The organism is Streptomyces avidinii (genome assembly GCF_014650695.1).
GTDB classification, from domain to species: domain Bacteria; phylum Actinomycetota; class Actinomycetes; order Streptomycetales; family Streptomycetaceae; genus Streptomyces; species Streptomyces avidinii.
Genome location: NZ_BMVL01000002.1, coordinates 302,897 through 329,567 on the forward strand (window position 1 = coordinate 302,897; position 26,671 = coordinate 329,567).

23 protein-coding genes and 1 pseudogene are annotated in these 26,671 nt (G+C 71.2%); 14 read left to right on the forward strand and 10 right to left on the reverse strand.

From position 1 onward, the window contains the following. Positions 1-260 precede the first annotated feature (260 nt). The gene (locus tag IE257_RS05525; protein ID WP_189965262.1) at positions 261-1,025 is read right to left on the reverse strand and encodes a GntR family transcriptional regulator; all 765 of its coding nucleotides are present in this window, start codon (positions 1,023-1,025) and stop codon (positions 261-263) included. 309 nt (positions 1,026-1,334) lie between these two features. Here IE257_RS05525 and IE257_RS05530 point away from each other — a divergent pair, with 309 nt between their 5' ends. From IE257_RS05530 to IE257_RS05540, 3 genes are all read left to right on the forward strand, one after another. After that, positions 1,335-1,853: a MarR family winged helix-turn-helix transcriptional regulator gene (locus IE257_RS05530; RefSeq protein ID WP_189965264.1), complete on the forward strand. Its 519-nt coding sequence runs from the start codon at positions 1,335-1,337 to the stop codon at positions 1,851-1,853. A 111-nt stretch (positions 1,854-1,964) separates the two neighbouring features. Beyond that, the gene (locus IE257_RS05535) at positions 1,965-2,447 is read left to right on the forward strand and encodes a hypothetical protein (protein ID WP_189965266.1); all 483 of its coding nucleotides are present in this window, start codon (positions 1,965-1,967) and stop codon (positions 2,445-2,447) included. 55 nt (positions 2,448-2,502) lie between these two features. After that, positions 2,503-3,390, forward strand: coding sequence for an NmrA family NAD(P)-binding protein (locus IE257_RS05540; RefSeq protein WP_189965268.1), 888 nt, complete (start codon positions 2,503-2,505; stop codon positions 3,388-3,390). Here the strand turns inward: IE257_RS05540 and IE257_RS05545 are convergent. Continuing rightward, positions 3,387-4,955, reverse strand: coding sequence for an IucA/IucC family protein (locus tag IE257_RS05545; protein ID WP_189965270.1), 1,569 nt, complete (start codon positions 4,953-4,955; stop codon positions 3,387-3,389). The two genes, IE257_RS05540 and IE257_RS05545, sit on opposite strands and share 4 nt — an antisense overlap. 108 nt (positions 4,956-5,063) lie before the next feature. On the opposite strand from IE257_RS05545, the gene IE257_RS05550 reads away from it, so the two are divergent. The 4 genes from IE257_RS05550 (at position 5,064) to IE257_RS05565 (ending at position 10,239) form a co-directional block, all read left to right on the forward strand. Further along, positions 5,064-6,578, forward strand: coding sequence for an IucA/IucC family protein (locus tag IE257_RS05550; protein WP_189965272.1), 1,515 nt, complete (start codon positions 5,064-5,066; stop codon positions 6,576-6,578). A gap of 58 nt (positions 6,579-6,636) precedes the next feature. Next, positions 6,637-7,317: a class I SAM-dependent methyltransferase gene (locus IE257_RS05555; RefSeq protein WP_189965274.1), complete on the forward strand. Its 681-nt coding sequence runs from the start codon at positions 6,637-6,639 to the stop codon at positions 7,315-7,317. Positions 7,318-7,485: 168 nt separating this feature from the next. Continuing rightward, on the forward strand, positions 7,486-9,006 hold the full coding sequence (locus IE257_RS05560) for an FAD-binding oxidoreductase (RefSeq protein ID WP_189965276.1): 1,521 nt from the start codon (positions 7,486-7,488) through the stop codon (positions 9,004-9,006). Positions 9,007-9,018: 12 nt separating this feature from the next. Continuing rightward, on the forward strand, positions 9,019-10,239 hold the full coding sequence (locus IE257_RS05565) for a S1 family peptidase (RefSeq protein ID WP_189965278.1): 1,221 nt from the start codon (positions 9,019-9,021) through the stop codon (positions 10,237-10,239). Here IE257_RS05565 and IE257_RS05570 read toward each other — a convergent pair. Then, the gene (locus IE257_RS05570; protein WP_189965280.1) at positions 10,190-10,585 is read right to left on the reverse strand and encodes a hypothetical protein; all 396 of its coding nucleotides are present in this window, start codon (positions 10,583-10,585) and stop codon (positions 10,190-10,192) included. The two genes, IE257_RS05565 and IE257_RS05570, sit on opposite strands and share 50 nt — an antisense overlap. Before the next feature lie 157 nt (positions 10,586-10,742). On the opposite strand from IE257_RS05570, the gene IE257_RS05575 reads away from it, so the two are divergent. Next, positions 10,743-11,465 (forward strand): alpha/beta fold hydrolase, encoded by a 723-nt coding sequence (locus IE257_RS05575; RefSeq protein ID WP_189965281.1) that lies wholly within the window; start codon positions 10,743-10,745, stop codon positions 11,463-11,465. A 358-nt stretch (positions 11,466-11,823) separates the two neighbouring features. On the opposite strand, the gene IE257_RS05580 is transcribed toward IE257_RS05575, so the two are convergent. Continuing rightward, on the reverse strand, positions 11,824-12,264 hold the full coding sequence (locus IE257_RS05580) for a hypothetical protein (RefSeq protein ID WP_189965284.1): 441 nt from the start codon (positions 12,262-12,264) through the stop codon (positions 11,824-11,826). Between the two features lie 427 nt (positions 12,265-12,691). Next, positions 12,692-13,138 carry an anthrone oxygenase family protein gene (locus tag IE257_RS05585; RefSeq protein ID WP_189965285.1) on the reverse strand — a complete coding sequence of 149 codons (447 nt, stop codon included), beginning with the start codon at positions 13,136-13,138 and terminating at the stop codon, positions 12,692-12,694. 91 nt (positions 13,139-13,229) lie between these two features. On the opposite strand from IE257_RS05585, the gene IE257_RS05590 reads away from it, so the two are divergent. Then, positions 13,230-13,808 (forward strand): TetR/AcrR family transcriptional regulator, encoded by a 579-nt coding sequence (locus IE257_RS05590; protein ID WP_189965287.1) that lies wholly within the window; start codon positions 13,230-13,232, stop codon positions 13,806-13,808. 559 nt (positions 13,809-14,367) lie between these two features. On the opposite strand, the gene IE257_RS05595 is transcribed toward IE257_RS05590, so the two are convergent. After that, positions 14,368-15,093 carry a hypothetical protein gene (locus IE257_RS05595; RefSeq protein WP_189965289.1) on the reverse strand — a complete coding sequence of 242 codons (726 nt, stop codon included), beginning with the start codon at positions 15,091-15,093 and terminating at the stop codon, positions 14,368-14,370. 264 nt (positions 15,094-15,357) lie between these two features. Here IE257_RS05595 and IE257_RS05600 point away from each other — a divergent pair, with 264 nt between their 5' ends. After that, on the forward strand, positions 15,358-16,137 hold the full coding sequence (locus IE257_RS05600) for a hypothetical protein (protein WP_229920143.1): 780 nt from the start codon (positions 15,358-15,360) through the stop codon (positions 16,135-16,137). A 357-nt stretch (positions 16,138-16,494) separates the two neighbouring features. Here IE257_RS05600 and IE257_RS05605 read toward each other — a convergent pair whose 3' ends face one another. Beyond that, positions 16,495-16,671, reverse strand: coding sequence for a hypothetical protein (locus IE257_RS05605; protein ID WP_189965292.1), 177 nt, complete (start codon positions 16,669-16,671; stop codon positions 16,495-16,497). A gap of 129 nt (positions 16,672-16,800) precedes the next feature. Here IE257_RS05605 and IE257_RS05610 point away from each other — a divergent pair, with 129 nt between their 5' ends. The 4 genes and pseudogenes from IE257_RS05610 to IE257_RS37900 form a co-directional block, all read left to right on the forward strand. Further along, positions 16,801-17,172 carry a hypothetical protein gene (locus IE257_RS05610; protein WP_189965294.1) on the forward strand — a complete coding sequence of 124 codons (372 nt, stop codon included), beginning with the start codon at positions 16,801-16,803 and terminating at the stop codon, positions 17,170-17,172. Beyond that, entirely contained in the window at positions 17,172-18,479 is a 1,308-nt protein-coding gene (locus tag IE257_RS05615) for a lanthionine synthetase C family protein (RefSeq protein ID WP_189965296.1), read from the forward strand. Before IE257_RS05610 ends, IE257_RS05615 begins: the two co-directional genes overlap by 1 nt. Continuing rightward, positions 18,476-21,577 carry a lantibiotic dehydratase gene (locus IE257_RS05620; protein WP_189965299.1) on the forward strand — a complete coding sequence of 1,034 codons (3,102 nt, stop codon included), beginning with the start codon at positions 18,476-18,478 and terminating at the stop codon, positions 21,575-21,577. The genes IE257_RS05615 and IE257_RS05620 overlap by 4 nt, the downstream gene beginning before the upstream one ends. Positions 21,578-22,137: 560 nt before the next feature. Then, a pseudogene (locus IE257_RS37900) lies at positions 22,138-22,275 on the forward strand (SAM-dependent methyltransferase); the annotation flags it as partial. Between the two features lie 210 nt (positions 22,276-22,485). Here the strand turns inward: IE257_RS37900 and IE257_RS05630 are convergent. The 3 genes from IE257_RS05630 to IE257_RS05640 all read right to left on the reverse strand — a co-directional run bounded on the left by IE257_RS05630 (position 22,486) and on the right by IE257_RS05640 (position 26,621). Then, positions 22,486-23,238 (reverse strand): neutral zinc metallopeptidase, encoded by a 753-nt coding sequence (locus tag IE257_RS05630; protein WP_229920198.1) that lies wholly within the window; start codon positions 23,236-23,238, stop codon positions 22,486-22,488. Positions 23,239-23,515: 277 nt separating this feature from the next. Continuing rightward, positions 23,516-24,004, reverse strand: coding sequence for a DUF3710 domain-containing protein (locus IE257_RS39315; protein WP_189965302.1), 489 nt, complete (start codon positions 24,002-24,004; stop codon positions 23,516-23,518). Between the two features lie 313 nt (positions 24,005-24,317). After that, complete coding sequence (locus IE257_RS05640) at positions 24,318-26,621, reverse strand: NACHT domain-containing protein (protein WP_189965304.1); 2,304 nt, start codon at positions 26,619-26,621, stop codon at positions 24,318-24,320. Positions 26,622-26,671 lie beyond the last annotated feature (50 nt).

Sequence of the window (26,671 nt, forward strand, 5' to 3'; positions counted from 1 at the left end):
CGGAGGACGTGGTTCCGCTCCAGCAGCGCCGATTCCCGGCATTCACCCGAGCAAACGCGGGGGTGATCCTCCTCACGTACCGAGTGCGGGAGCCCCGTACGCGGATCCGCACCCGGGGCCGGGAGGCGGCCGGCGATCCCGTGCCGGTACTCCGGTTACCGGGAGGCGAGTTGGCGCCGGAACCCGGCAGCCGGGCCGGCCGCCGGGTCCGAAACGCGGCCCGACCGGGTGTGTCCGAGGCCACAGTTGGGTCCCGCGGTCTATGTGATGCGGAAACCGGTGGTCGCGTGGTCACGGCGGTCCCGGTGGAAGGTGAGGCGGTCCCAGGTGGGGAACGCCAGGTCGGTGACGGCGAGCAGGCGACCCGAGCCGTCATGCAGGGTGCGGCGCACGGTCAGGCCGCAGGTGGGTGCGGTGGCCTGCGGGTGGGTGACCCGGGTCATGGTGAGGGTCTCGGCGACCCGGCCGCCCGCGGCGGCCCGGTCGAGCCAGCGGTGCAGGGGGGTCAGGTCCTGCTCCTGGGTGCTCGCCGTCCGGTTCCGGAGGGCTGCCAGCTCCGGGCTGCGCGCGACGACCCCGGGGACGAAGTAGGTGACGGCGTCCCGGAGGGTCTCGCCGGCCGGGCCGCGTTCGCGGTGGTGATGGACCAGGGTTCGGTCTCCACCGGCCATGCCGAGGAGGGCGGCGAGCGAGGGAGGGACGGTGACGAAGGCGACCCGACTCCGGGTCGCCGCGGGCGCGGCGGAGGACATCGCCGCCGGGAGCGCGGGGACGGAGGGGGCTGCGGGGACGGCGGGGCGGGTGCCGCGGCGGCCGGTGACGACGAGGCCGTCCTCGCGCAGGTACTGGAGCGCCGCCCTGATGGTCTGCCGGTTGACCTGGTAGCGGGCGGCGAGACTGCGTTCGGACGGCAGCCTGCCGCCGGGGGTGTGTGCGGCGCGGTCGAGATCGCGGCGCAGTGCTGCGGCGATCCGCTGATACTTGGGCATGGCGGCCTGGCCGCCGCCCCGTGAAGGGGAGGGCATGGCTTCTCCTCTGACGGGTGGTCAAGGACTGCGCGGTCTGCCCGACCAACGTAGCATTGGTCTATACCTTTCCGTGAGGGCAGATCGGTTACGCGCTCCGGCTTGGCCGATTCCGCACCCGCACCCGCCGGCCCCCTCGAGGAGGCCGGCGGGACGCGGAGCGGCCGCGTCGCCGGTGGTCGACGCGGCCACCGGCAGCTCGGACTCCTCGACGAACTGGCCGAAGTCGCACACGAGAGCCCGCCCGCACCGCGGATCGCCCCTCGAAGTGCCTTGACAGGGGAAGTGATTAGCCGCCATATTAATTTCATGACGAGGGACGACATCGACGGCGAGGCGCCCACGCCGGACCAGGCCAGACGGCAGGTCGAGCACTACGGCCTGGAGGTGGACCCGCAGGCCGTACTGGTCGCGGTGCGGCTGATCTCGGCGGGCGCCAGGGTCGGCCGGGCGGCCGAGGCCCACTTCGCCAGGTTCGGCCTGTCGACGGGGCGCTACCGCCTGCTCGCCGATCTGGAGGACCACGGCGGGGAGAAGTCCCCCTCGCACCTCGCACTCGACCTCGGCGTCTCCAGGGCCACGGTCACCGGCCTGCTGGACGGCCTCGAACGCGAGGGCCTGATCGCCCGCCGCCCGTCCACGGAGGACGGCCGGGGCACCGTGGCCGTACTGACCGCCCGCGGGGCACAGCGCCTGCGCGACATGGCGCCCGACCATTTCGGGCGGCTCGAGGCGATGGTGGGCGGGCTCTCCGTCGAGGAGCGCGCCGTATTCCTGGACCTGCTCGCCCGCGTCGTGCGCGGCAGTGCGGCCCTGACCGCGGACTGACCCGACCCCTCAGCCGTTTCGGCCCCGCTCCTTGAGCAGGGCCCCTTTTTTCGAGCACATAGTTAGCTCCCTAATCATTTTCGTCCTCGCACGAACGAGAAAGAGGCCATCATGCCCGCGACGAAGGACAGACCCGGACAGGATCGAGCGGCGTACCGGCCCTCCCGGCCCTCCCGCCCGTTCACCCTGTGGCGTGAGGTGCTGACCGCCTACGCCGCCCCCGCACTGACGGCCGGCACCGCCGGGCTCGTCACCGGGCAACAGGACCTGGCCGCGGCCGCCTGCACCTCCATCGCCGGTACCTCTGCCGTGGTGGCGTTCCTGGTCGGCACCTGGCTGCGGCACGGCGGGTGCCCCCGGCGGTGGACCATCACAGCGCCACGCGGCGTTCTGACCGCCGCACTCGTCATCACCGCCGTGGGCACGGCGGCCCTGCTGGGATGGTTCACCGCCCAGTGGATACCCGCCCACACCCCGGTCCCCGCCACCCCGTGGCTGGAGCGCCTGCGCATGGACCTGCCCGTCTCCGCAGCTCTCGCCACCACGATCGTCACCCTGCGCTGGCGCAGCGCCACCGCGGCATCCCCTGCATAGGCAGCCTGCCCGGCGGCATCCGTCACCGGGGAAGTCACCAAGGAATGAGCACACGATGATCGTTGTCATGGGAGCGACCGGAGCGACCGGAAACGCCCTGCTCCACAGCCTCGTCACGTCCGGCACACCCGTCCGCGCGCTGACCCGCACCCCGCACCGGCCGATCCCCGGCACCACCGGCGCCCACCGGCCGCCGGTCGAGGTTCAGTACGCCGACGCCACCGACCCCCACTCCCTGCACGCCGCCTTCAAGGGCGCCGACCAGCTCTTCCTCGCCATGGCCAACAGCCCCGCACAGGTCGAACTCGAAACCCGCGTCATCGACATCGCCGCCCACGCCGGTATCGGACACATCGTCAAGATCTCCGCACCGGCCGCCGAACCCGACTCCCCGGTCGCCGTCTCCCGCGGACACCACGCCATCGAGGAACACCTGCGCGCCAGCGGCCTCACCCACACCGTCCTGCGCCCCTATGCGTTCACGCAGAATCTCCTGCGCCTGGCTCCCACCGTCGCCCAGGGCGTCATCCTCGGCACGACGGGCGACGCACCCTGCAACTACATCGACTGCCGCGACATCGGCGATGTCGCCGCCGCCGCGCTCACCAGGCCCGACATCGCCGGCGGCACCTACACGCTGACCGGTCCCGAAGCCGTCTCCTCCCCCGACCTCGCCTCACGGCTCACCGCCCTGACCGGCCATCGGATCCGCCACGTCGACCTCACCCCGGACGAACTGCGCGCCCACCTCGTCCGCAACGCGCACATGCCCACCTGGCTCGCCGACCACGTGACGGAGATCCAGCAACTCGCCGTCACCCGAACCGAGAGCCCCACCACCACCGTCATCGACGTCCTCGGCCGGCCGCCCCGCACCTTGGACGCCTTCCTCCACGAGCACCGCGCCCACTTCCGCCGACAGGATCCGACAGAGACGGCCTAGCCGCGCAGCGGGTTCGGCAGCGGCAGGTAGCGGGCGTCCGCCCCGTCCGCCCGCGTCCAGCGCAGCAGCAGGTTGGTCTTGCCCGGTACGGTCGCGGCGGCGAGCAGCTCGGCGATCTCGGGGAGCCCGCGGGTGCTCTCGTAGTGCTCGAACTCCTCCCGGGCGGCCTGCCACAGGAGCTGCGGGATGTCCGGATACCGGCCGGCCAGCGCTCCCGCGATCTCCATCAGGTTGTTGACGACCAGGCAGTAGACCAGGCGCTGCCAGGCATCGGCCCGGGGCAGGTCCGGCAGCAGCTTGACGCCCTCGGCGTCCCGGAAGAGGGCCTGCACCGGCAGTCCGTCCGCGTCGACGGCGACCACCGTGTTCTGGAGGTGGGCCTCCAGGACGATGCCGTGCCGGGCGAACAGTTCCAGCACCGGCGGCACCACCTGCCGCAGATAGGCCCGCCACCACCGGACCGGGTCCGTGTTCCCGGTGGGCGGGCTGCCGGGGTATCCCTCGGCGAGCGCGGCGGCCAGCAGTGGTGTGGACCCGGGCACCGTCCGGCCGTGCAGGCCGTCGCGGACCAGGACGGCGAGCTCCTCGAAGGCGAAGGCCGCGGTGCGGTAGCCGCGGTCGGCGAGCCAGGCCGCCGCCGAACCGGTCCGGCGCAGGGCGGCGAATCCGGCCTCGACGGCCGCGTCGGTGCGGCGCAGCTTCAGCAGGTCGTGGCGCCACAGCCGGCGCACGTCGTTGGTGATCCGGACGTCGAGGCTGAACTTCACGAAGAGGTCGGCCGCCGGGTCGGGCGCGTACAGGGTCCGGATCGAGGCGGTCGGCCAGACCGGCCGTCGGCTCTCGCCCAGGCGCAGCAGCCTCCCGTCGGCGAAGGCCTCGCGCACCGCGGGCCGGTCGCCGACCAGGTCGAGCTGCCAGGGGTGGGCGGGCAGCAGCCGGTATCCGGCGGGAGCGCGCGGCCCTTCGAGCGCGTCGGCGAGTGAGTCGATCGCGTCCGAGGTGGCCGAACCGCCCTCCTCGGCGGACTGGTCCTCGCGCAGCCCCAGGAGGACCAGCGGGAACCGGGCGTACGCCTCGGGCGCGTACGGCAGCCAGCTCCCGGCCGGGGCCCCGCCCCGGGCCTTGGGGGCGGGGTGGTGCGGGTGACCCATGACCAGGGACTGCTCGGAGAGGAGGTACGGGTCCGCCGGGGGTTCGGCGGCGGCCCGGGCGGCCAGCAGAGCGGCGATCGCGTCCCGGCTGTCGGTGATCTCGACGGGGAGTTCGTGGTTGGGAAGGCCTGTGAACCGGGCCAGTTCGTCGGAGACGAGCTTGACCAGTTCGGCGTGGCCGAGCGGGTGCCAGCCGTCCGCCGCACGCAGTTCGGGGCGTGCGGGCCGGCGCCCGCCGCGCACCCGGAGCAGCCGCCCGCTGCCGCGCAGCCGGTGGACGCGCACATCTGTCCCCTCGCCCGCGTCGTGTCCCCCGGAGGGTTCGGCCGCCTCCCTGAGCAGGCAGTTCAGGAGCGGGGTGGCGGCGTACGCGTCGGCGGCGGTGTTGAGGTCCACTGGTTCCATTCGGTCCATCCGGTGCGCCGGAGGTTCGCAGAACGCAACCGCCAGCCGTGATCTTCGGTATCCGCAATCATTACTTGATCATCCCGCAAAGCGATATTCCGATGCCGGAGCCTCACCATGCATCTTTCCCCGTCCCCGGCCGAAGAGGCCGTCGCCGCCGAACTGGCCGGTGTTCGGCCGTCGCTCGGACCCTCGTACGCGGCCGCGCTCGACGGCGCCCGGGCGGCCGTGCTGACCCGGCTCTGGCGGGCCCTGGCCTTCGAACCGCTCCCCTGGGTCGTGGGCCGCGAGCGGTCACCGGACGGGCTCGTGCTCCTGCTGGCCGGGGGCGCCCGGCTGGAGGGCCCGCTGCCCGATCCGTACGCGACCGGGCCCTTCGTGAGCGAGTTGCTGCTCGACGGCCGGCCGCACCGGCGGGCCGCGCGGCTGGTGACGGCCCTCGGGGTGCCGCACGGGGAGCAGTTCGCCGCCGAGCTCGACGCGTGTACGGCCTCCCTCGCGCTCTCCCGGGCAGGTCAGCCGCCCGCCACCGGAGATCCGGCCCCGCGGACCACCTGGGAGTGGGAGCAGCGGGTGGTCGACGGGCACCCGTACCACCCGAACTGCCGTTCCCGGCCCGGTTTCTCGGTGGCCGAGCAGCTGGCGTACGCGCCCGAGCACCGGCCGGTGGTGGAGCTCGGGCTGGTCGCCGTACGGGCCGCGGAGTGCCTGGTCACCGGCGACTGGCCGGCAGAGCTGCGGGACGCGGGACGGATCCTGCTCCCCGTACATCCGTGGCAGGCGGCGCACGTCCTGAAGCACGAGCAGGTCCGCCCCGGCTTCGCGGCGCACCCGCTGATGGCCCTGCGCACCCTGGCTCCCGCCGACGGCGGGGCGCACGTGAAGACGGCGCTGAGCGCCCGGCTGACCTCGTCCGTGCGGGACATCTCCGTCTACTCCATCGAGACCGCGGCGGCGGTCTCCGCCTTCGCCCAGGGCCTGACCGAGCGGCTCGACGGCCGGCTGCACATCACGCGCACGCTGGGTGCCACGACCGCGCACAGCCCGGACCTGGCGGCCGTACTGCGCGAGCCCCCGGAGGTGTACGCGGACGCCGCCGCCGGTGAGCGGGTCCTCCCGGTGGCCTCCCTCGCCTCCTTCGCCCCGGCGCGCTCGTCGGCCTGGCGGGCCGAGTTCGCCCGGCTCGCGCTCTCGGTGTGCATGCGGGTACTGGACCTCGGGGTGGCTCTGGAGGCCCACGGCCAGAACCTCCTCGTCGTCCTCTCCCCCACCGGCGCCCCGCTGCGGCTGGTCTACCGCGACCTCGCCGACATCCGGATCAGCCCGGCCCGGCTGGCCCGGCACGGCCTGCCGGTGCCGCCCCTGTCGGGCAGGCTGGTCACCGACGACGTGACGGTGCTGCGGCGCAAGCTGTTCGGGTCCCTGCTGACGGGAGCCCTCGGCGCGACGACGGGCTCGGCCGGGGCCTTCGCCGAGGCCCTCGCCGAGGCGGCCGCCCTGCCGGCCGGCGCGGACACCGAGGCGCTGCTGACCGGGCCGCTGCCCACCAAGGCGCTCACCCTGATGCGGCTGAGCCCCGGGGTGCCGGGAGACCAGTGGGCGCACCTGCCCAATCCACTGGCCGGAGGGTGAGCGGGAGCACGTGCTCGGTTTCCCCTCCGAGGGGCTGCGGAGGCTACTGTTCAGGGGCATGACAGAGACCTCGTACCTGAGCTCCGTACGGGCGTCCTACGACGCCGTCGCCGTCGACTACGCGCGGCTGGTCAGTGCCGAACTGGCCGGAAAGCCGCTGGACCGGGCCATGCTGGCCGCCTTCGCCGAGTACGTGCGGGGCGGTGCCGGCGGCGGGCGGGCAGTGGCCGACCTGGGCTGCGGCCCGGGCCGGGTGACGGCGCATCTGGACGGGCTGGGCGTACGGGCCTTCGGTGTCGACCTGTCCCCGGCGATGGTGGCGGTGGCCCGGCGGACGTATCCGGGACTGCGGTTCGAGGTGGGCTCGATGGCCGCCCTGGACGTGGCCGACGGGGTCCTCGGCGGGGTGCTGGCCTGGTACTCCACCGTGCACACGCCGCCCTCGGAACTGCCTTCGCTGTTCGCCGAGTTCGCCCGGGTCCTGGCACCGGGCGGCCACCTCCTGATCGCCTTCAAGGCGGGTGATGAACAGATCCGGCTGGACCACGCGTACGGGCGTCCGGTCGACCTCGACGTGTACCGGACGCCGCCCGCGCTGATCGCCGACCTGCTGGCCGGGGCCGGACTCACCGAAGTGGCCCGGATGGTCCGGGAGGCAGCCGCCGGCGAAAGGTCGCCCCAGGGCTTCCTGCTGGCCCGCAAGGGGAAGGATCCGGCGCGGCGCGCCGACACCCCGTAGGGGCGCCGTACGGCGGGCACTCACCGGTCGCGGGACGGTTCTCCGGTCCGTCAATACGACAGGCCGATCACGCCGAACCGTTTCGGCTGTGCGCCGTTCAGGGGGCACCCCGGTGCGTGTGGGACCCGCCTGCACGGCTATCGCCCCGGGCGGTGGCAGGAAGGAGGTATGAGCCTCCATCGCCGCCAGGTCCTGGGCAGCGCGGCCGCGGCCGTCCTCGCCCCCCTCGGGGCGGCGGCCCGGACCCCGGACTACGGTGCGCTGGCGCGCGGGATCGACGGGCGCGTGGTGCTCCCCGGGGACCCGGACCACGCCGAGGCACGCCGGCTGTTCCAGCCCCGGTACGACTCCGTCACCCCGGCCGCGGTGGCCTATCCCGCGCACGCCGGGGACGTGGCCGTGTGCCTGGACTTCGCCCGGCGCTCCGCCGCGCCCGTGGTCCCGCGCGGCGGCGGGCACAGCTACGCCGGCTGGTCCACGCGCAGCGCCGGCCTGATCGTCGACACCGGAGCCATCGCGGCGGTGTCGGTGGACGGGGACGGCGTACGGATCGGCGCGGGGGCCCGGCTCGGGGACGTGCACACGGCCCTCGCCGGGCGGGGGCGGTCCGTCCCGACAGGTCTGTGCCCCTCCGTCGGCATCGCCGGCCTCACCCTCGGCGGCGGCCTGGGCCTGGCCTCGCGGGCCTACGGCACCACGGCCGACCGGCTCACCGGTGCCCGGGTGGTCACCCCCGACGGGCTCGTCCGCGAGGTCTCCGCCGACCGGGATCCGGACCTCTTCTGGGCCCTGCGCGGCGGTGGGGGCGGCAACTTCGGTGTGGTCACCGAGTTCCGCTTCCGGACGCACCCGGTCGGCGCGTGCGCCTTCGCGGAACTCCACTGGACCGGCGCGGAGTCCGCGGCCGTGCTGCGCGGCTGGCAGCGCTGGCTGGCCGCACTGCCCGACCCGTTCTGGAGCCAGGTGGAGTTCACCGTCGAGACGGCGGCCGGGGCCGGGGGTGCGGGGCCGCCGGCGGTGCGGGTGGTGTGCCTCGACGGACGCCTCGAGCTGGAGCGGCAGTTGACCCGGCTGTCGGACCTGGTCGGCGGGGCGCCGCGGGACAGCTGGATCGTCATGCGCAGCCACGAGGACACGGTGCGCGCCATGTCCGGCTGCCTGGAGCTGGGCCCCGCGCAGTGCCGACTGCCGGGCACCCTGCCCGGCCAGGACCCGCAGGGGCGGCTCGGCCGGGACTCGTACGCCGCCCGGTCCGACTTCTGGGCGGGCGGCGGACTGCCGGACGCGGCGATCGGCGCGGTCCTCGACGGTGTCCGGCGGTACGGGACGAGCGTCCCCGCGGGCGGGCGGGGCGTGGTGCAGCTCGACGGGGTCTGCGGCGGCGCGGTGAACCGGGTACCGGCCGGCGGCACCGCCTTCGTGCACCGCGACAGCGCCTTCCTCGCCCAGTACCTCGCCTACTGGCCCGAGTCCGCACCGGCCGCCGAGGTGGCCCGGCACCAGGACTGGCTCGACGGGCTCTGGCAGGCCCTGCGCCCCTGGGCGAGCGGGCGCGCGTACCAGAACTACATCGACCCGAAGCTCACCGATTGGCGCGAGGCGTACTACGGCGCGAACCTCGCCCGCCTGCAGGAGGTCCGGCGTGCCTACGACCCGGACCGGCTCTTCCGTTTCCCCCAGGCCGTTTAGGGAGTGTCCGGCATGCGACGTACGTTGACGATGGCCGCGGTGGCGGCCGCCCTGCTGGTGGCGGTACCGGGCGGGCCGCTGCCCGTGGCCGAGGCCGAGGCCGGGAGTGCCGTCGCCCCGGTCGCCGCGGGCCGCTGGTCGGCGCGCGAGGCCCGGGCCTTCTGGACCGCCGAACGGATGGCCTCCGCCATTCCGTTGCCGCCCGTGCCGCACATTCCGCGGGAATCGGGCGAACTGCCCGAACCGCCCGGGCCGGTGGAGCCGGCGACTCCGGTGCCGCCGGTGGATCCGGTGCCGCCGGAACCGGATCCGGGTGCCACGCCGACCCCGGTCGGGACACAGCCGCCGGTGCCGTCCCCGGACCCGGCCGCCACCCCCACGCCCACCGCCACGCCCACCCCGGCCCCCACGCCCGTACCCTCCCCGACCCGTACGCCGGCGGCACCGTCTCCGCTGCCGGCCCCGGCGCCGGCGCCGCCCGTCGTCCCGCGGCTGCCGGCCCTCACCCCCGGCGTCGGGCAGGACTTCGACGGTGTACCGGTCGCCGGCCGGATGTTCCTCGTCAAGGGCGGCGGGGCCTACTTCTGCACCGCGAGCGTGGTCTCCTCCCCCGGCCGCAACCTCGTGATCAGCGCCGCGCACTGCCTGACCGGCTCCGACACCCAGCAGGTGGCCTTCGTACCGAAGTACACCAAGGCCAAACCGCAGCCGTACGGCATGTTCCCGGTGCTGCGGGACGCCGGCGGTCACTCCAGGATCTGGATCGACCCGCGCTACCGCTCCCAGGGCGTCGACCGCGCGGCCGCCCTCGACGTGGCCTTCGCCCAGGTGGGACCGAACGCCCGCGGCGTCCCGGTGGAGACCGTGGTCGGCGGGAACAGGCTGGTGACCGGCGCCGGATACGCACACGCCCGGGTCACGCTGATCGGCTACCCGTCCTCCGCCGCCCGGCCGCGCCTGTGCGCCAACCGGACCACGAAGTTCACGAGCACCGACACCCGGATCCCGGGTTCGTTCCTGCGGATCAACTGCACCGGCTACCCCGGCGGGACCAGCGGCGGCCCGTTCCTGAACCGCTACGACGCGCGCACCGGGACCGGTGACGTGGTGGGGGTGATCGGCGGCTGGAAGACGGGCGGGGACAAGAGCGACACCTCGTACAGCTCCTACTTCGGCGCGGACATCAGGAAGTTGTACGAGAAGGCGGTTGCCGGGGCGAAGGCGTCGCGGTGAGCACCCGTACCCGGCGGGTCCGGCGCGGGTTGCCGACCGTACGCGGGGTCGCCGCAAGCCCGTCGCCGGTCGGCCCGTCGGCGGGCGCGAGGCCCAGGCGGCGGCGCAGGTCGGCGAGGGCCGCGTGGACGGGCGCGAGGACGACCTCGGCGCCCGCGTCGATGGACGCGAGGGCGTGCGCGGTGGTCTCGATCGCCTCGGCGGCGTCCTCCGCGGCGGCCCGGCTCCACCCGCCGGGCGCGCCGGTGCCCCACGGGGCGATGGTGTCGTAGAGGTGGCAGGCGGCATCGGCCACGGCGTCGGCCCGTTCCCCGACGCCCGGCGCCGCGATGGTCGGCAGTTCCATGCCGGGTCAACGAGCCGATGCCGCCAGGGGTACGAGCGGATGCCCCCGCGCAGTTGGACCATCTCAGCACCCTCGTGGCAACCGTATCCCCATCTCAGCAGCGCGGACTGCCCGCCAGTAGAGTCGGCCCGAGAGAAGGCACCGATCTGGGGGACTCATGACGGCTGCGGATGCACCGCCGATCATCTTCGTGCACGGGACGCGGCTGAGCGCGGGTCAATGGAGCCCACAACTCGCCGCGCTCCAGGAGGACTTTCGGGTAGCCGCCGTTGACCTACCGGGCCACGGCGCGCGGTCTGCTGAACCCTGGAGTCTGAACGCGGCGACGGAGATCATCGCTTCTGCGGTGGAATCGCTCGACCGCGGACCGGCTCTGGTCGTCGGGCACTCCCTCGGCGGATACGCCTCGCTGGAGTTCGCGCGACGCTGCCCGGAGCAGCTGCGGGGGCTGGTTCTTGCGGGGGCCAGTGCCTCCACGCGTGGTCCGTGGGCCATTCCGTATCGGTGGGCGGCCGGGCTCGTCCCTCGCATACCGGCGGCCCGGTTGACCCGCTGGAACGACAGGTTGCTGCGTCGGCTCTACTCCCCCGAGGTGGTGGACGCCACCATCCGCGCCGGCTATGCCTTCCACACTCTGCCGGATGCCTGGGGTGAAGTACTGGGCCGATTCGACGCGGATGCGATGCGCCATGTGGCAGCTCCCGTACTCATCCTGAACGGCGAGAAGGACACCGTCTTCCGCTCCGGCGAGAGGGACTTCCTGCGCGCACATCCGCGCGCACGCATCGAATTGATCCCGCGGGCGAGACACCTCGCGAACTTCGACGATCCAGAGGCCTTCGCCGATGCCGTCCGCCGCTTCGCGCTGGAAGTGGCGTGAATCTGCATCTACCAGTGGGGCCCGACGCCCTCTGGCCTCGCCCCCATACGTCAGTGATTACGGGAACTGCACCGGGACCTGCGTGAGCCGGGGTAGAGCGATCAGGCAGCCGGAGGTACCCGTCAACCACACCAACTGCGGATAGCGGACGATCAACGGGATCAACCCGGCCCTCTGCGGCCAGGAACACCCCACCCACACAGCCCTGCCCCGCACACCACCACGGGCCGAGTCGAACCGGCTCAAGGCGCAAAGTCGGCCAACCCCGCCACAAGGAGGGCGCGGCGCGGGAGGCCGTCGCCGCCCGCGACCGCCCCCGGCGACAACCCCGTCCACGAGGGCGGGGGGGAATCCCCGGTCAGCGGCGGCCGGTGGACAGGATCACGAGGAACTGGCCGCCGCCCGCCTGGATGTCGGCGGTCACCGGCAGCCCCGGTACCAGTCGGGAGAAGCGGTCCACGAGCCAATCCGCCGCCTCTTGAGCGTCCTTCCTGGTCGGACAACGGCCCACCATCTCGCGACCGCCCTTGCGCTCCAGCCTCTCGGTCACGGCGATCAGCGGCGCGGGTTCGACTACGTAAAGGCGCTCCGGCCAGGCAATGACCACCTTGACCGCGCCCTTGCGGGAGTTGCACCCGCGGTGCGCGAGCCGCTCGGCGACCTTGGCCTTCCGGTCGGCGGTCCGGCTGTCGACACTGGGCCCCCGCGGGTCGTTCACAGACTCGTCGGGGTCGACCGGTTCGTCACACACCCAGCACAGCCAGCCATCGCGCTCGGCCACATCATCAAGGAGACTCATCCGAGCAAACTACCTGCCCGGCCACCACCCCGCGCACCGGGGCCAGGCCGACTCCCACCGCGGCCGCAGGACGGGGGGTGCTCTGGCGCGCGTCGGGAAAGCACGAGAAACCGTGATGCCAGGTCTCGGTCCGCCGTGAATGCAGCCGGCACTTTCCGTGACGACGCGCGATCGCCGAAGGAGCCACCCAGTCGGGCACAGCCGGAAGGTCAGTGGCCGGGCGGCGATTGCGCTCACGGGCGTGGGTAGCCGTGACCCGGCGGCGGGTACTCCCGGCTCGGGGGGCCGGCGACGCCGTGGACACAGCTGCCCGGTAGGGACGGCCGGAGCGACTGAGCGCTCTCCCCGGCCCGTCCGGCCAGGGAGAGCGCTCAGCGGCGGGCCCGCAGCGGGCGCTGTCCAGTCGGGCTCGATTTGGCCCGCCGGCTCAGGCGAGGGCGGCGACCATCAGGGCGAAGGCGGCGATGATGACGGCGACGCGGACGTAGTGGAAGCGGTCCCAGCGGTTCATCTGCTCCTTCCAGTCCTCGGGCCGGTTCTCGGGGGTCCACGTCTTGCTCCGGTTGTTGATCGGGACGAGCAGCAGGAGCGACATGATCACGCTGAGGATCAGCAGCGCGCCGGCGGTGACGACGAGGCCGGTGCCGTGGTGGTGCCATCCGGCGATGACCCAGACCGCGACGAGGACGAGCGAGGTGATGTACCAGACCGGCATGACGGCGCCGAGCATCCGGCCCCCGTGGGCCCGGCCGAGTTGGCCACTGTCGCCGGGGAGGGCGTTGAGGATCGGGTTGATGACGAAGGCGACGGAGAACTCCACCCCCACCATCACGCCGACGACCACGGTGGTGAACACCTCGAGTGCGTTGAGCATGATGAATCCCCCAGGAAGCTAGCGCTGCTAGATGATGAGGCAACGCTAGTACTACTGCCGCTCGATTGTCTAGCGGTGCTAGGATCGAATCATGTCGGTACAGGAACGCAAGGAGCGCGAACGAGCCGGTCGCGAGCGCCTCATCGTGGCGACCGCCCGCGAACTCGCCGAGCAGCAGGGCTGGGACGCGGTCACCACCCGCCGGCTCGCCGAGCGCATCGAGTACAGCCAGCCCGTCCTCTACAGCCACTTCCGCGGCAAGCGCGAGATCATCGGAGCCGTCGCCCTCGAAGGCGCCACCGAAATGGCCACGACATTGCGGGCCGCAACCTCCGCCGCAGACGGCCCCCGCACCAGGGTCACCGCCCTCGCCCGCGCCTACCTCGGTTTCGCCGAGCGCAACCCGGCGGTCTACGACGCCATGTTCCAGCTCGACGGCGGCCTGGCGTTCGCGGACGAGGACACCCCCGAGCCCCTGAAGGACGCCTTCGGTGCCCTGCTGGAGACTCTCGGCGAGGTCGCCGGCGACGGCGTCCACCCCGGACTGTTCACCGAGTTGTTCTGGGCAGCCCTACACGGACTGGCGACCCTCACCAGGGCGGGACGGCTGCCGTCGGGGGACGCCGAGCGCAGGGTGGAGCTGCTGGTGGACCGGCTCGCCATGCTCTGACCACCCGCCCGCCACTATCCAAACGCTCAACGCCGCCGAGTCAGGCACCAACTCGCCAGGCCAAGCGCTCGGCCACCGCCAGTGGACCACCCATCACGCCCGGAGGCCGCGTAGCACGCTCAAGGGCCGAACAGCCATGACGGCACCCGCCGGCGGTCTGGGCAGAGGGGCTGTGGTGACGGAGCCGTTGCTGCCGGCGCCTCCGTCCCCCGGCTGCTGCCCCGGTCGGCCCTGAGTCGGAAGACCTGACTACTGGACCATCCGGGCAGTGCGCCCGCCTTCGCTCACCTGTTTTGGTTTGGAGTACCTATATCACCGGAATTCTCCGCTTCGGGCGGATCTCGCTCCCGAACCGAACCGAAGGGAATCGATGCCGCGAAGCACATCACTCAGAAGGTGATGGTGCTTTCCGCCACAGCCAGATCGGAATCCAGTTCAACGCCGACGGCGACCCCGGCCAGTGCAGCGGACGAACAGGGGAACAGTGGCACTTCCACCAGCACCCCGGAGGAGCATGAAGGCATCTGTGAGTGCGCGGCCGGGGTGGAACGCCCGGTCGTCAGGTGAGCCACCAGATGGCGATTGCGAGTACGGCGAGCAGTAGAAGGGCGGCCAGGAGGGTTGCCCTCCTCCTGCGGCGAGCCGGAGGGCCGGGCGCAGGTGCGGGACTGGCGGGTGCCCAGGGTGGCGGCCCATCTGCCCTGCGGGCGGACGGCATGGTGACGGGGCCGACGACGGGTGGCTCACGGGGAAGCCAGCGTTGCTCACCGTTGGGACTGGATGCGGCTTGTTGAAGGCCGATGCCTCCCTCCTTTCGCCATCTGGTTCCCGATGCGTCGGTGAAGTCGATGACGAGTTGCAGCAGGAATCCTGTGGGGTCCTCGCCGCGTGTCGTGGTGACGGGCAGCGGGATGGAACGTTGGTCACCAGGGCCGAGGCCTCTTGGCGCGCCGGTGATGTGTTGACCGGCGTAGGTGATGCGCAGGTCGAGGACGGGCTGGTTGCTGGGGTTTGCGATCTTCAGGTGTGGGGTTGCCGAGCCTTCGTGAATGCCGGAGGGCACGACCGTGATGTTCGTTTCGATCATCGATGCCTGTGCGAGGTCGTTCCTGCGGTCGACTGCTCGGGCCCGGGTCTCAAGGCGCTCTTCCTGGGCCTGCAATCGGGCTTCGCGCTGGTCGAGGACTGCGGCGCGCTGGACCTGGTGACGATGGGCCAGGTAGCTGATGAGGAGAGAGGCGACGGTGACGACGGCTCCCACGATGGCTACGACGGTCGCGATCATCCCAATACTCTGGCCATCGACAGGGGCTCTGTCAGCCGGTGCCATGCATTCCGCATCGAGGTGGATACTCCACGCGCTTCTGAACGGGCGCAGCTTGCGCGTTGTGCGCCGCGGCGGCTCGGAGTATGCATCGGCCGGACGGCCTCCGGGCCGACAGGCGCCGGTGGCCGGATCGGCGGCCTTTCGTCGCCGGCACGTGGCCGGATACGACTGGGCACCCATGCCCCGCCCCACTCCCGCCGATCGCCATGGAGGCGCACCCCGATGACCCCAGTCGGCATGACCAGCTTCGACGACGTCTACGCTCTCCCCGACCCCCGCGGGTACTTCACCGCCCTGGGGCCGTACGAGTACCAGACCCCAGGGCACGCCCAGCCGGTCTTCCGCGCGCTTGCCGCCGAACTCGGGCCGGGACGGCGTACGGTCCTCGACGTGTGCTGCTCCTACGGGATCAACTCCGCCCTCCTCAACCACGACGTCACCCTCGACGAACTCTTCGCGCACTACACCTCGGCCCGTGCGGCCGAACTCACCACCGCCGAACTCGCCGACCGCGACCGCGACTTCTACGCGGTTCGCCGCCGCCCCGACGCCACGCGGGCCATCGGCATCGACGTCTCACGCCCCGCCCTGGACTACGCCCTGGCCGTCGGGCTGCTCGACGAGGGGCACTGCGTGGACCTGGAGCACACCGAGCCGGAGGAGCGGCTGCGCGGCTCGCTGGCCGGAACGGGCCTGATCACCGTCACCGGCGGCACCAGCTTCCTCACCGAGCGCACCTTCGCCCGGCTCTTCACCGCTATCGGCCACCCGGTGCCGGTGGCTGCCTTCGTCCTGCGCACCCATGACTACGGGGCGATCTCCGGCTGCCTGGAGTCGTACGGCCTCACCGTCGAACGGGCCGCCACCACCCAGCCGCAGCGGCGCTTCACCGACCCCCGGGAGCAGGAGCGCGCGGTGGCCACCGTCACCGCGTTCGGAGAAGACCCGGCAGGGAAGGAGTCTGCGGGGTACTTCCATACCCGGCTGCACCTGGCCCGCTGAACACGCCCCCGGGAACCGTGGGGCGGGCCCGCCCCCACCGTGACCCCGCAGCACCGCCGGACAGCCCCCGCCGGGACGGCCCTGCAACGGTGCCGCCGCCTCCGGCCTTGGCGGACGGGTCTGCGGACTCCGGGGCCGGTTCGGGGGTCAGGGGCGACGGTGGCGCGCTCGGGGTGGCGAGCGTGTAGCGGACCGGGGCGAGGCCGGGTCCGGGCGCTGTGTCGGCGCCCGACGGCTGCCGTCAGCTGAGCATGGCGGCGGCCGCGGGCCCGAGGTGGACGAGGGCAACGATCAGAGCGGGAGATGCGCGGGTTGACGCTGACGGCAACGATCGCGCGGTCTGGGCGATGTGGCTCGTTACCGGTCATTTTTGGTGAGCCGGGCGGGTGCGGGCTCGACCATGACGACGCGCGAGCGGCGCACGGCGGGGTCGGGCGACATCGGTCTGCTCATCCGGGAGGCGAGCGAGGTGAGCGTCGCGCGTGGTCGCTCCCAGGTCGCCGGTCCCCGGGCGAGGTCCCCGTCGGCAACCACGGATGGTCCGCCGGGACGAGGAGCCGGAGGGCCTGGCGGAGGGGCTCCGGCGTCCCGGGTTGCGGCTCTCACTCGAGGTGCCATCGTGGAAGTAAAGGCATTGCTCGACCGATTGCAGAGGGTTGAGCCATGGAAGACGAGCAAGCACACGTCGTATACAGCGATGACCAGTTCGACCTGGACATCCGCGTCAAGATGACGACGCGGGAAGTCGACAAGTTCGTCATCGAGGACAGCCACAGCTGTGCCAGTACTTGTGGCGATGAATGCACGAACAGTTGTGCCAGTACCTGTGCAGGTAGTTGCCCGGTGCTCGATGCCCGCGACGAAACCGAAACCTGTGAGACCTGCGGCTCCTGCACCTCGGAGTGCGACCGCAGTCTCTACGAGGATCACTACGTCCTGGAAGTCAGTCAGGTCCGGGCCGACGGGGTCACCCGCAAAGTCGCCGGTGAGCATGTCATCCGCCGCGTCGTCGAGCACGCCCCGAAGGAAGGCTGATGGCCTCTCCCACCTGGCAGCCTGCCATCGGAGATCCGCAGACTGTCGCGTCGGTGCGCGCCGTCTCCGTGGATGTGCTCTCGCGGCTGCGTGACCCCGACGACGTCGAGGGAGCGGCCCGGACGGCGCCGCTCCAGGGACGGCCGCGGTGGACGCCGCACAGCACGGCCCAAGGCACGTGCGGCCTCGCCCTCGCCTTCGGACATCTCGACCGGTGCCTGCCTGGCAAGGGTTGGGATCTCGTGGCCCACCATCACCTCAGCCGGGCCGTGGACGGCACCGCGTCGAACCCCGTGGGCACCCTCGGACTCTTCGCCGGCCTCACCGGAGTGGCTTTCACCACCTCGTACCTGGCGCACGGCGGCCAGCGATACCGCACCCTGCTCGGCGACATCGACGACAGCCTGTACAGCCGGATTCCCCGACGCCTGCCCGCCGTCACAGGGGAAGGCTTCGCCGTCGGCACGTTCGATCTCGTGTCGGGGTGGACCGGCGTGGCGGCGTATCTCCACTCCCGGCCGACCGGCCCAGCCCGGGACCGCGCTCTTCGCACCGTGCTCGCCTGGCTCGTGGACCTGTCCCGTGCCGTCGACGGGGTCCCCGCCTGGCACACCCCGCATGCCCTCATCACGGACGAGAGCATGCGCGACAGGTACCGAACCGCGGTCGCCAACTGCGGTCTCGCACACGGCATCACCGGCCCCCTCGCCATGCTCGCGCTCGCGCACGCCGACGGCCCGATCGACGCGGGGCACACCGAGGCGATACGCCGCACGGCGTCCTGGCTTGCCTCACACCAGGTCGACGACGCCCGAGGAGGGGCGTACCCGGCGGTCGTCCCGCTCGGTGAGGACTCCCCCACTCTGTCGGCGGCCCGCGACGCCTGGTGCTACGGCAGCCCCGGGGTCGCGCGCGCCCTCTGGCTCGCCGGCACCGCCCTCGGCGACCCCGGCCTGACCCGTACGGCCGTCGCGGCCATGCGGGCCGTACTACGGCGCCCCGTCGCCCGGCGGCGCATCGACTCGCCCGGGTTCTGCCACGGCATCGCCGGGCTTCTGCAAGTCACCCTGCGATTCGCCGTCGACACCGGAGACGAGGAAATCAGCTACGGCGCGCGCCGCCTGGTCGACCAGCTGCTCGGCGAATACCAGCCGCAGACGCCCTTCGGCTATCGCAGTGTCGAGCCTGACGGCACTCGCGGGGACCGGTCCGGCCTCCTCGAAGGCGCCGCAGGGGTCGCCCTCACCCTCCTTTCCGCCGTCACCCTCGAACCACCCGCCTGGGACCGGTTCTTCCTTCTGTCATGAGCGCCGACGCCTCCCGTGGTACCGGCACGCGGGGACCAGCCGCCTCCGGGGCATCGGGGCTCTACCGCTGTCTCGACCACTTCGTGATCCGCACCCCGATCCTCCCCGTCACCGACTACCCCGCGGCTCAGGACCTCAGGCTCACGCCCGCGACCGCTCGCCTCCGGGACAACGAGCCAGCGCGGCGTGCCGTCGTCGTGTCCTCGCTGCCCCTCGCCACCTCACTGCTGGGGCCCGCACGCACCGAACGCGACCGGCGGCGCCTCGAGTCGAGCATCCTGCGCTACCTCATTCGCCTCACCACCCGGCCCACTCCCTTCGGGCTCAACGCCGGCGTCGCCCTCGGGCGGTGGGGCCCGGTCACCGACGTCCGCCTGGCTGACCAGCCTCCCGACGTCCACGCCCGTGTCGACATGCACGCCCTCATGCACTTCGTCACCGCCCTCGAATCGCGAACCGAGATCCGGGAGGCGACCACGGTCATCGCCAATCCGGCCGTGCTGCACCGCGCCGGCCGGGTCACTTTGAGTGGTGTCGAAGCCGTCCTCGGGGCGAACGGCGGCGAGAACGTCACCCTCCGCGCCACCGGCGCCGTCACTCGCGCCCTCACCCTCGCCCGCACACCCATTGCCTACGCCGACCTCGCTACCGACCTCCTGGAAGCCGTCCCCGCAGCCACTCCCGACAAGGTCCACGACCTGCTGTACCGGTTGTGGCACCACGCGTTCCTACTGACAGACCTCCGCCCACCGTTGACCCACCTCGACCCCGCGGGACATGTCCTCGACCACCTCAGCCGGATTCCCGCAGCCGTCACCGCCGCTGCGGACCTTGGCGAACTGCTGACCGCGATCCGGAACTGGGAGAGGCAGCCGGCAGGCCCCGGCGCCGCCGTTTTCCCGGCGCTCGCCGACCACGCCCGCCGCGTCACGGGCTTCGAAACGGCCACACCGCTCCAGGTCGACACGGTTCTCCCCCTGGCGGCCTGCAATGTGTCCCACAGAGTGGCCGAAGAGGCGGTCCGAGCGGCCGAACTGCTGCTGCGGCTCACCCCGTTCCCATTCGGCCTGCCGCAGATCAGCGCGTACAGAGGCGCATTCGAGGTCCGCTACGGCATCGACCGCGACGTGCCCGTCCTCGAACTCCTCGATCCCGTCACAGGCCTCGGCTCCCCGTCCCTCCTCCCTCCGGTCGTTCCCGCCAAAGCCGCCCGGGCCGACACGTTGCTCCGCCTCGCCACCGATGCCCTCCACGGCCACCTCACCAGCATCGACCTCGACCAGCACACCATCGACCGACTCGCCCTCTGGGAAACGGCCCCTGAGCGGCTCCCCGCGTCGCTCGACCTCTACGCCATGGTCTCTGCCCAGTCACCCGCCGCCATCGACGCAGGCGACTTCCACCTGGTCGTGGGCCCCAACGTCGGTGCCGGAGCAGCCGGACGCAACCTGGGCCGCTTCGCCGGCATGCTCACCGGCGCCGTTCCCGCCCTCGGCGACATCGCCGACGCCGAACAAGCCGTTCAAGCCGGCCGCATTCTGGCCGAACTGGTGTACCTCCCCGAGAAGACCCGCTCGGCGAACGTCGTCGTCCGGCCCGCGATCCGCGACCACGAGGTCGGCATCCGCACCAGCGCGGAGGACGGACCTGCCCGCTACATCCCTCTCGACCAGCTCGCCGTCCGCGTCACGAACGGCAGGTTCGCACTGATCTGGGACGACGGCACGGGGGAACTGCGAGAGGTCACCGTCTGTTCAGGGCACATGCTCAACAACAGCCGGGCCCCCACCGTCTGCCGTTTCCTCGCCGAGGTGAGCCGTGACGGCACCGCGCAGATCGCCGGCTTCGACTGGGGCCCGGCCCGCGACTTCCCCTATCTGCCCCGCGTCACCTCCGGCCCGGTGATCCTGCGCCTGGCCCAGTGGCGCATCGATCACGCCACGGCGCACGAGATGGCCGGGCAGCCGGACCGGTTCCCGGCCGGGTTCGACGCCTGGAGCCGCCAGTGGCGGGTGCCCCGCCACACGTACCTCACGAGCAGTGACGCCGCCGCGGACCACCGGCTCCTCATCGACGCCACCGCACCTTCCCACACCAACGAGATACGGCGAGCCCTGAACCGTTTGCGGCCCGGCGGCAGCGTGGTCCTCCAGGAAGCCGTTCCCGGCCTCGCCGACACCTGGGTCAGTGGGCCGAACGGCCGCCACACCGTCGAACTCGTGGTGTCCATGACCCGCAACGCCCCTGACCCGCGCTCCGTTCCGCCCGGCAAAGCCGCCGCCCGGGTAGCCAGGGCAGATCGGCTGCACCCCCCGGGTAGCGACTGGACCTTCGTCAAGCTCTACGGCGACCGGCAGGAAGAGGAGTCCCTGCTCGTCGGCGGCATCCGCGAGCTCATCCGCTCGCTGGACCGCCAGTGCGACCGCTGCGTCTTCCTGCGCTACGCGGACCCCGAACCCCACCTGCGGCTACGCCTGCGCGGCAACCCCTCCGTGCTCGTTCCCGCACTCAGCGACTGGGCCGGTACCCTCCTCGCCGACAACCACGTCTCGCGTTTCACCTTCGACGTCTACGATCGTGAGATCGAACGCTACGGCGGGCTCGTCGGGATGGATATCACCGAACAGCTGTACTCCGCCGACAGCTCCGCCGTTCTCGACCTGCTCTTCCTCGACCACGCCGGGCAGTCTCAGCTCGACAGGACGGGCCTGGCCCTGGTCACCATTGACGACCTGCTGGCCGGGCTCGGCCTGAGCGAAGCCGACAGGATCCGCTTCTACCACCGGGAGACTCCCCAGCGACGGCTTGCGGGCGCGGAGTACCGCACCCGCAAGGCGGAATTCTGTGACCTGCTGCGCAGACCACCTGCTCGTCCCATTGAAGATGTCCTCACCCAGCGTCGTCCTCACCTGGCAGACGTCGCCGACCGGCTCGCCGATCTGCAACGCCGCCAACAACTCGGCAAGTCGCTGCCCGAGCTGTGCCGCAGCTACGTACACCTGCACTGCAACCGCCTCCTCGGCACGGACCGTGCAGCCGAGAACACGGCGTTGGATCTGCTCTACCGCACCCGCCACAGCCTGGCATCAGGAGCCTGAACGCCGACTTGGGGTGGCCCCGGTGGTGAGGGGCACGCCGGCCACCGCTTCGCCCGCCTCGACAGCACCACCAGCGTCGACCACCAGGTCCCCCGCCCCGGCGCGGTCACCTCCGCCTACCGGACCAGCCCCACCCCCTTCACCCTCCCTCCCCCGGGACCCTCTACCGGCGGTGGCCGGCAGTCGGAGACCTCGCGGAGGAGTACCGGGAGTGATACCGCCACTTCGACCAACGACTCGATGCCCGCGTCGCAGTGGGCCTGCCCGCCCCGGCACACATCTACGAACACGCCGTCCGCGGCCTGCACGCCACATTCACCACACACCGCCCGCCCGACCGTGCCCTCCTCGACCGTCTACTCCCCCACGGCCTCATCTCCCGGACCGGGTGGAGTCCCGAGGCCGACATCCGCTGAAGAGAGCCGTGCGTGCAGCCCGCTGACGCTCCGTACGACGGCTTCGCCGACACCTTTGCCCGCGAGGCCGCCAGAAGCCCCTGCAACGCGCACTACGACAGCCCCACCGTCCTCGGTCTCCTCGGCAACGCGAACGGCCTGCGCATGCCGGACTGCGGCTGCGGACCCTGCCTGTACCTGTCCGAGCTCGCTGCGCGCGGCGCCGAGCCTCTCACCTGGGCCGCCGACGCCAGATTCGACATCGTCCTGCTCGCCCTGGTCCTCCACTACGCCCACGACCGCGTCCATGCCCTGACCGAGATCGCATTCATCCTTCGGCCCGGCGCCAGGATCATCACACCTGGGCACGTTCATCCATACCTGCCTGAGCACTCTGAGAAGTACGCGGCTCATGCCGAACTCCGCGTGGCAGTACACCTCCCTAGTGTTGTAGCCGAGCGGCACCCAGACGTGGGCGGCGAGCGCGTCCCGGACTCGGGCGCTGAGCACGGATCATCGCCAATAGGCATCTATGCAATTCATTGGATCGACAGTTGGATTCTTCTTCAGTCCGAAGTAGCCGGTAGCCCATGCAGTCACCCGCTCGCCCGATGTGCCATGATGATTTGGATCGGTAAACTCTTCGTCTCCAAACCTGGCCCTGCTGTCGACTGCTGCGTCGAAATCCTGGGCGGTCAGGCGCCCTTCGTTGTATTTAGCTCCAGCCCATACCCCGGAAAAACAGTCTGCCATCAGCTCCACATCCTTCCCTGGATTGGCTGGCTGCCGAGCCTTTTGGCTGACTAGAACGTCTTGGACCCAGTGACCCATCTCATGTGTCACGACCGTGGCGACTGTGAAATCTCCAGCCTTCTCGGAAGGTTGATTATTGAGGCTACCCTGCCTCATCTTGAGCATGGTATCCACGGGAAGTACGAGAACGCCCTCATAGGCGACTCCGTCCCGCTCTACATCCGCCTTGCAGTAAAATGCACTCGGAGCGTTGGCGGGAGTTCCAGATTCACTGCATTCACTTACGTACAGTTCTCCGTTTTGAACTATCTTGAACAAGGCGTGCTTTACCTCGAGCCCTTGCCCTGCAAGCCAGTTGGTCCAGTATTCGTCGGCGTCCTGGACGGTCTGCTCGATATAGGCCGTCGTCGACTCCTCATCGACGGGTGGCCCGGTCTGAGCGCTTGCGGTGCTGGCCACTCCTACAGCTCCGAAAAGAGCCGATATCGCCAGGGAAAGCAGTGCCCTATGCATGAATCCATTCTTGCGCAGCTTGACAAAGATCGCTTTCCGACCGCACGTCAGTCGAAGGTCCCTGCTCGTAGCCGAGGCGTGGAACATCGGCCGTGTAGTCAGGGTGCTCGCTGGGACGCCACGGCGGCGGTAACGGACCCGACGGCAGCAGCGCGCCACATGATCGCGCAACACCGACCGCCTTCGGGCCCACTATCCGCGCGGCATGGTGGAGGAGATGAAGGCCCCACTGCCCTCGGGCGACGAGGAGCGGCGAGCCGGGTCGGCTGACGGTCGCTCACGACCTGGCACGTCGCCGACTCCCGCTCGCGCCAACTCCCTTAGAGCAGCCTTCGGCGAGAACGCCCAACCTTCGCTGAGGCAGGTCAACGCTCGTGGTCGCAGGCCTGAGGCCGCACCTCCTGACGGACCAGTCCACAGAGCACTCTTCCCGCGGTGCCATCGGCTTCTTACCGCGGGCGACGACGGTTCCACGGAAGACTGCTTCCAGGGCATCCGCGGCTCCGTGCATGGTCGCGTCACGTCCCGTGATCGGACCCCAGGAACCAGCGTGGTCCGTCCACACCGATGAACCGCACAGGGCGCAGAGCAGTGACCTCTCGTTGGGCAGGGTGCCGGGCATCTGCGCGAAGACTTCCCGGCCGAAGGGGCCGATGAACTCGTCGGCGGTGCCGCCGCTCTGGGTGATATCGGTGATGATCTCCTTGCGGAGCGGATCCCAGATGCCCTCTGTTCTGGGTGCGGCGAAGCCCGTACCTGCAGACACCGGTCATCGAGGAGGAAGCTCGCAGCGACGATGGCCGCCAGCGCGGCTCCGGCGCTATCGCGGGCCCCAGGCCTCCATCCCGTTCCGGGCGTTGTGCGCGACATCCCGCGGGTTCCTGCGCATATGCGGTACCGCGTTGGCTTGCGGCCAGGGACTTGTCCTGATGGCGGACTGGCACTCTGGCGGTGACGTTCCTTCAGGAATGCCGAGCACTTCTACACTTCACCGAACATCCCTCGACCTATCCGAACGGAGGGGGCTCAGAGTCGGCGCTGGCCAGCGCACGAACGAGTCCCGCCCGCCTGGCTGACGGCTACGTCGGCGGGGGGCCGGGATGATGCGCCAGCCATTGCTGCAGTTCACGGTGCCGGAACTGGTAGGCGGCGCCCGAGAGGCGCAGCAGCCCGGCGGCGCATGCCCAATCCAGGAAGACCCCGAGCCTCCATGGCAGATTTCTCCTGGAGCACAGCACGAAAACCAGGTATCGGCGTGCGGATGGGGCACCAAACCCGACGCCGACCATGAGCCCGAGCGCCAGCCCGTATCCGAGCGCGGCCATGAGTCCGTCCCAGGGCCCCCAATCGAGCCCGGTCCGGATTCCGAGCGCGAGCCCGGCCGCGAGCCCTGCCGTGAGTCCCGCCGCGAGTCCTCGCAAAAGATCACTATGGATGACGTCACGAGGCCGGGCACTCGTTGACGGCTCAGGCCCGATGGCACGGGTGAGCCCGACCAAGAGCCCGACCATGAGCCCGAGATAGATCCCAATAATGAGCCCGTACAGGGACCCGTACATGAGCCCGAATGTGATCCAGTACACGACTCCGACCGTCAGTCCGGCCACGAGTCCTCGCAAAAGATCGCTATGGATGACGTCACGAGGCCGGGCACGCAGTGACGGCTCGGATCCGATGGCCCGGGTGAGCCCGGCGCCGAGCCCGACCGCGAGTCCCAACGTGAGCGCGCCCTTGAGCCCGGCCTTGAGCCCAGTCGCCAGGTCGAACGCGAACCCGGCCGCGAGCCCGTACAAGAACTGGGCCGCGAGCCCTTGCGCGAACCCGAACCCGAACCCGGCCGCGAGCCCGGCCGCAAGATCGCGGCATCCGGCTTTGGTGCGCAGGCGCCCCCAGCGCACGCGCCCGGGTGGATCCACCCAAGCCCGTGCCGCATGGCAGCCAGCCACGACGGGGGCCACAACGCACATCGTGACCAGTCCAATAACACTGCTGGTCAATGCCAGGGGTAGCGGAAGCAGAACCGTGAGCGCCGTCAGCATGGCGTCGATGGCGCGCACCCTTCGGGGTCCAGCAAGTGGCCACAACTGGTGCAGGACCAGGTCGGTGCGGGAAATGGCGCCCACCCCTGCCGGTGCTCCCGGGATGGCCGTTGGTTTGTCCAGGTGGGCGGCAAGGCGGACCAACCAGCGGTGGACATCATCCGGGGCGTAGGGCCGACGTGGGCGGGGGTGAAGGGCGGTGGCCGCGGGAACGAAGCGGGCCAGCAGATGTTCGTCGAGGTCGGAGGGGCTGGTGTGGCGGAGGAGGTCGCAGGGGTCGCCGTGCTGGGCATAGACGGTGGCGGCCAGGCTCAGCCGCCACGGCGTGGACAAGGTCGTGGCCAGCGTCCCGCGGGAATCACCGTCCAACGCTTCCAGCACCGGCTGCCACCGTGCGGGGTCGGGGGCACGGTGGATCAGGTAGGCACGGGCGGACGCAGGGGTGAGGTGGTCAATGTCGATGCGGGCCGCATCGAAGAGCCGGGTATGGCTACGTACGGCTTCGTAGTGACGGGTGCGACACGTCAAGATCACCGGCCCAGCAGCCCGGCCGCTCTGGTATCCGTTGAGCGCGTTCAGAGCGGCCTGGGCGCGCGGGGCTTCGGGAGAGGGGGTGCCGTCAGGAGCGGTGGCATCCATCTCGTCCAGTCCGTCCAACACTGGCAGCACGCGGCGCTGGCGGATGAGTTCCTCGGCCTCTTTGGCCGGCCAGTCGTAGACGTCCACCAGATGGCGTGCGAGCCACTCGGGCAGGGGGATGCTCGTGTCCCACTCGGCCAGCGACAGGCGCACCGGGACTGGGTCCCCCTCCTCCCGCCCCTCGATGAGGGCCAGCATCAACTCCAGTGCCAGCACGGTCTTGCCCGCCCCCGGCGCGCCGGTGACCACCAGCCGGCGCGGACAGGTGCGACGGAAGTATGAGGCCACATCCGGGAGGGCCGGCGTTCCCTCGAACAAACGCCCGGCGTCGGCCGGGGCCACTGCGGCCCGCCCCGGCTCCGGGTGGAGGCTGAAGGTCAGATTGATCATCTGGGTGTCGTCCCCGATCAGTTGCCGCCATTGCCGCTGCCCGTCCTCCTTCACCTGCTCGGCCAAGGTCGACGCCCAAACGCGGGCCAGCTGCGCCAGGTCACCCGGAGGGGGCCGCCGCAGGCCCGACACCGCGACCAGGGCGCCCACCACCCCGAGGGGTAGCCCGATCAAACCCGCGATACCGCCCGCGTCCAGGCCGCCCTGGGCCAGCTGCACCCCCACATACAGCAGACTTGCCGCCACTAGCAGCCCGCCCACCCCGACAAACCATGTCCGCCACCGCCGGTACCCGCGGCCGCCGATCTCCGCCATGTTGTGATCATGACCGCCCCCAGTGATGCCGGGGGTTCGCCATGCCGGAA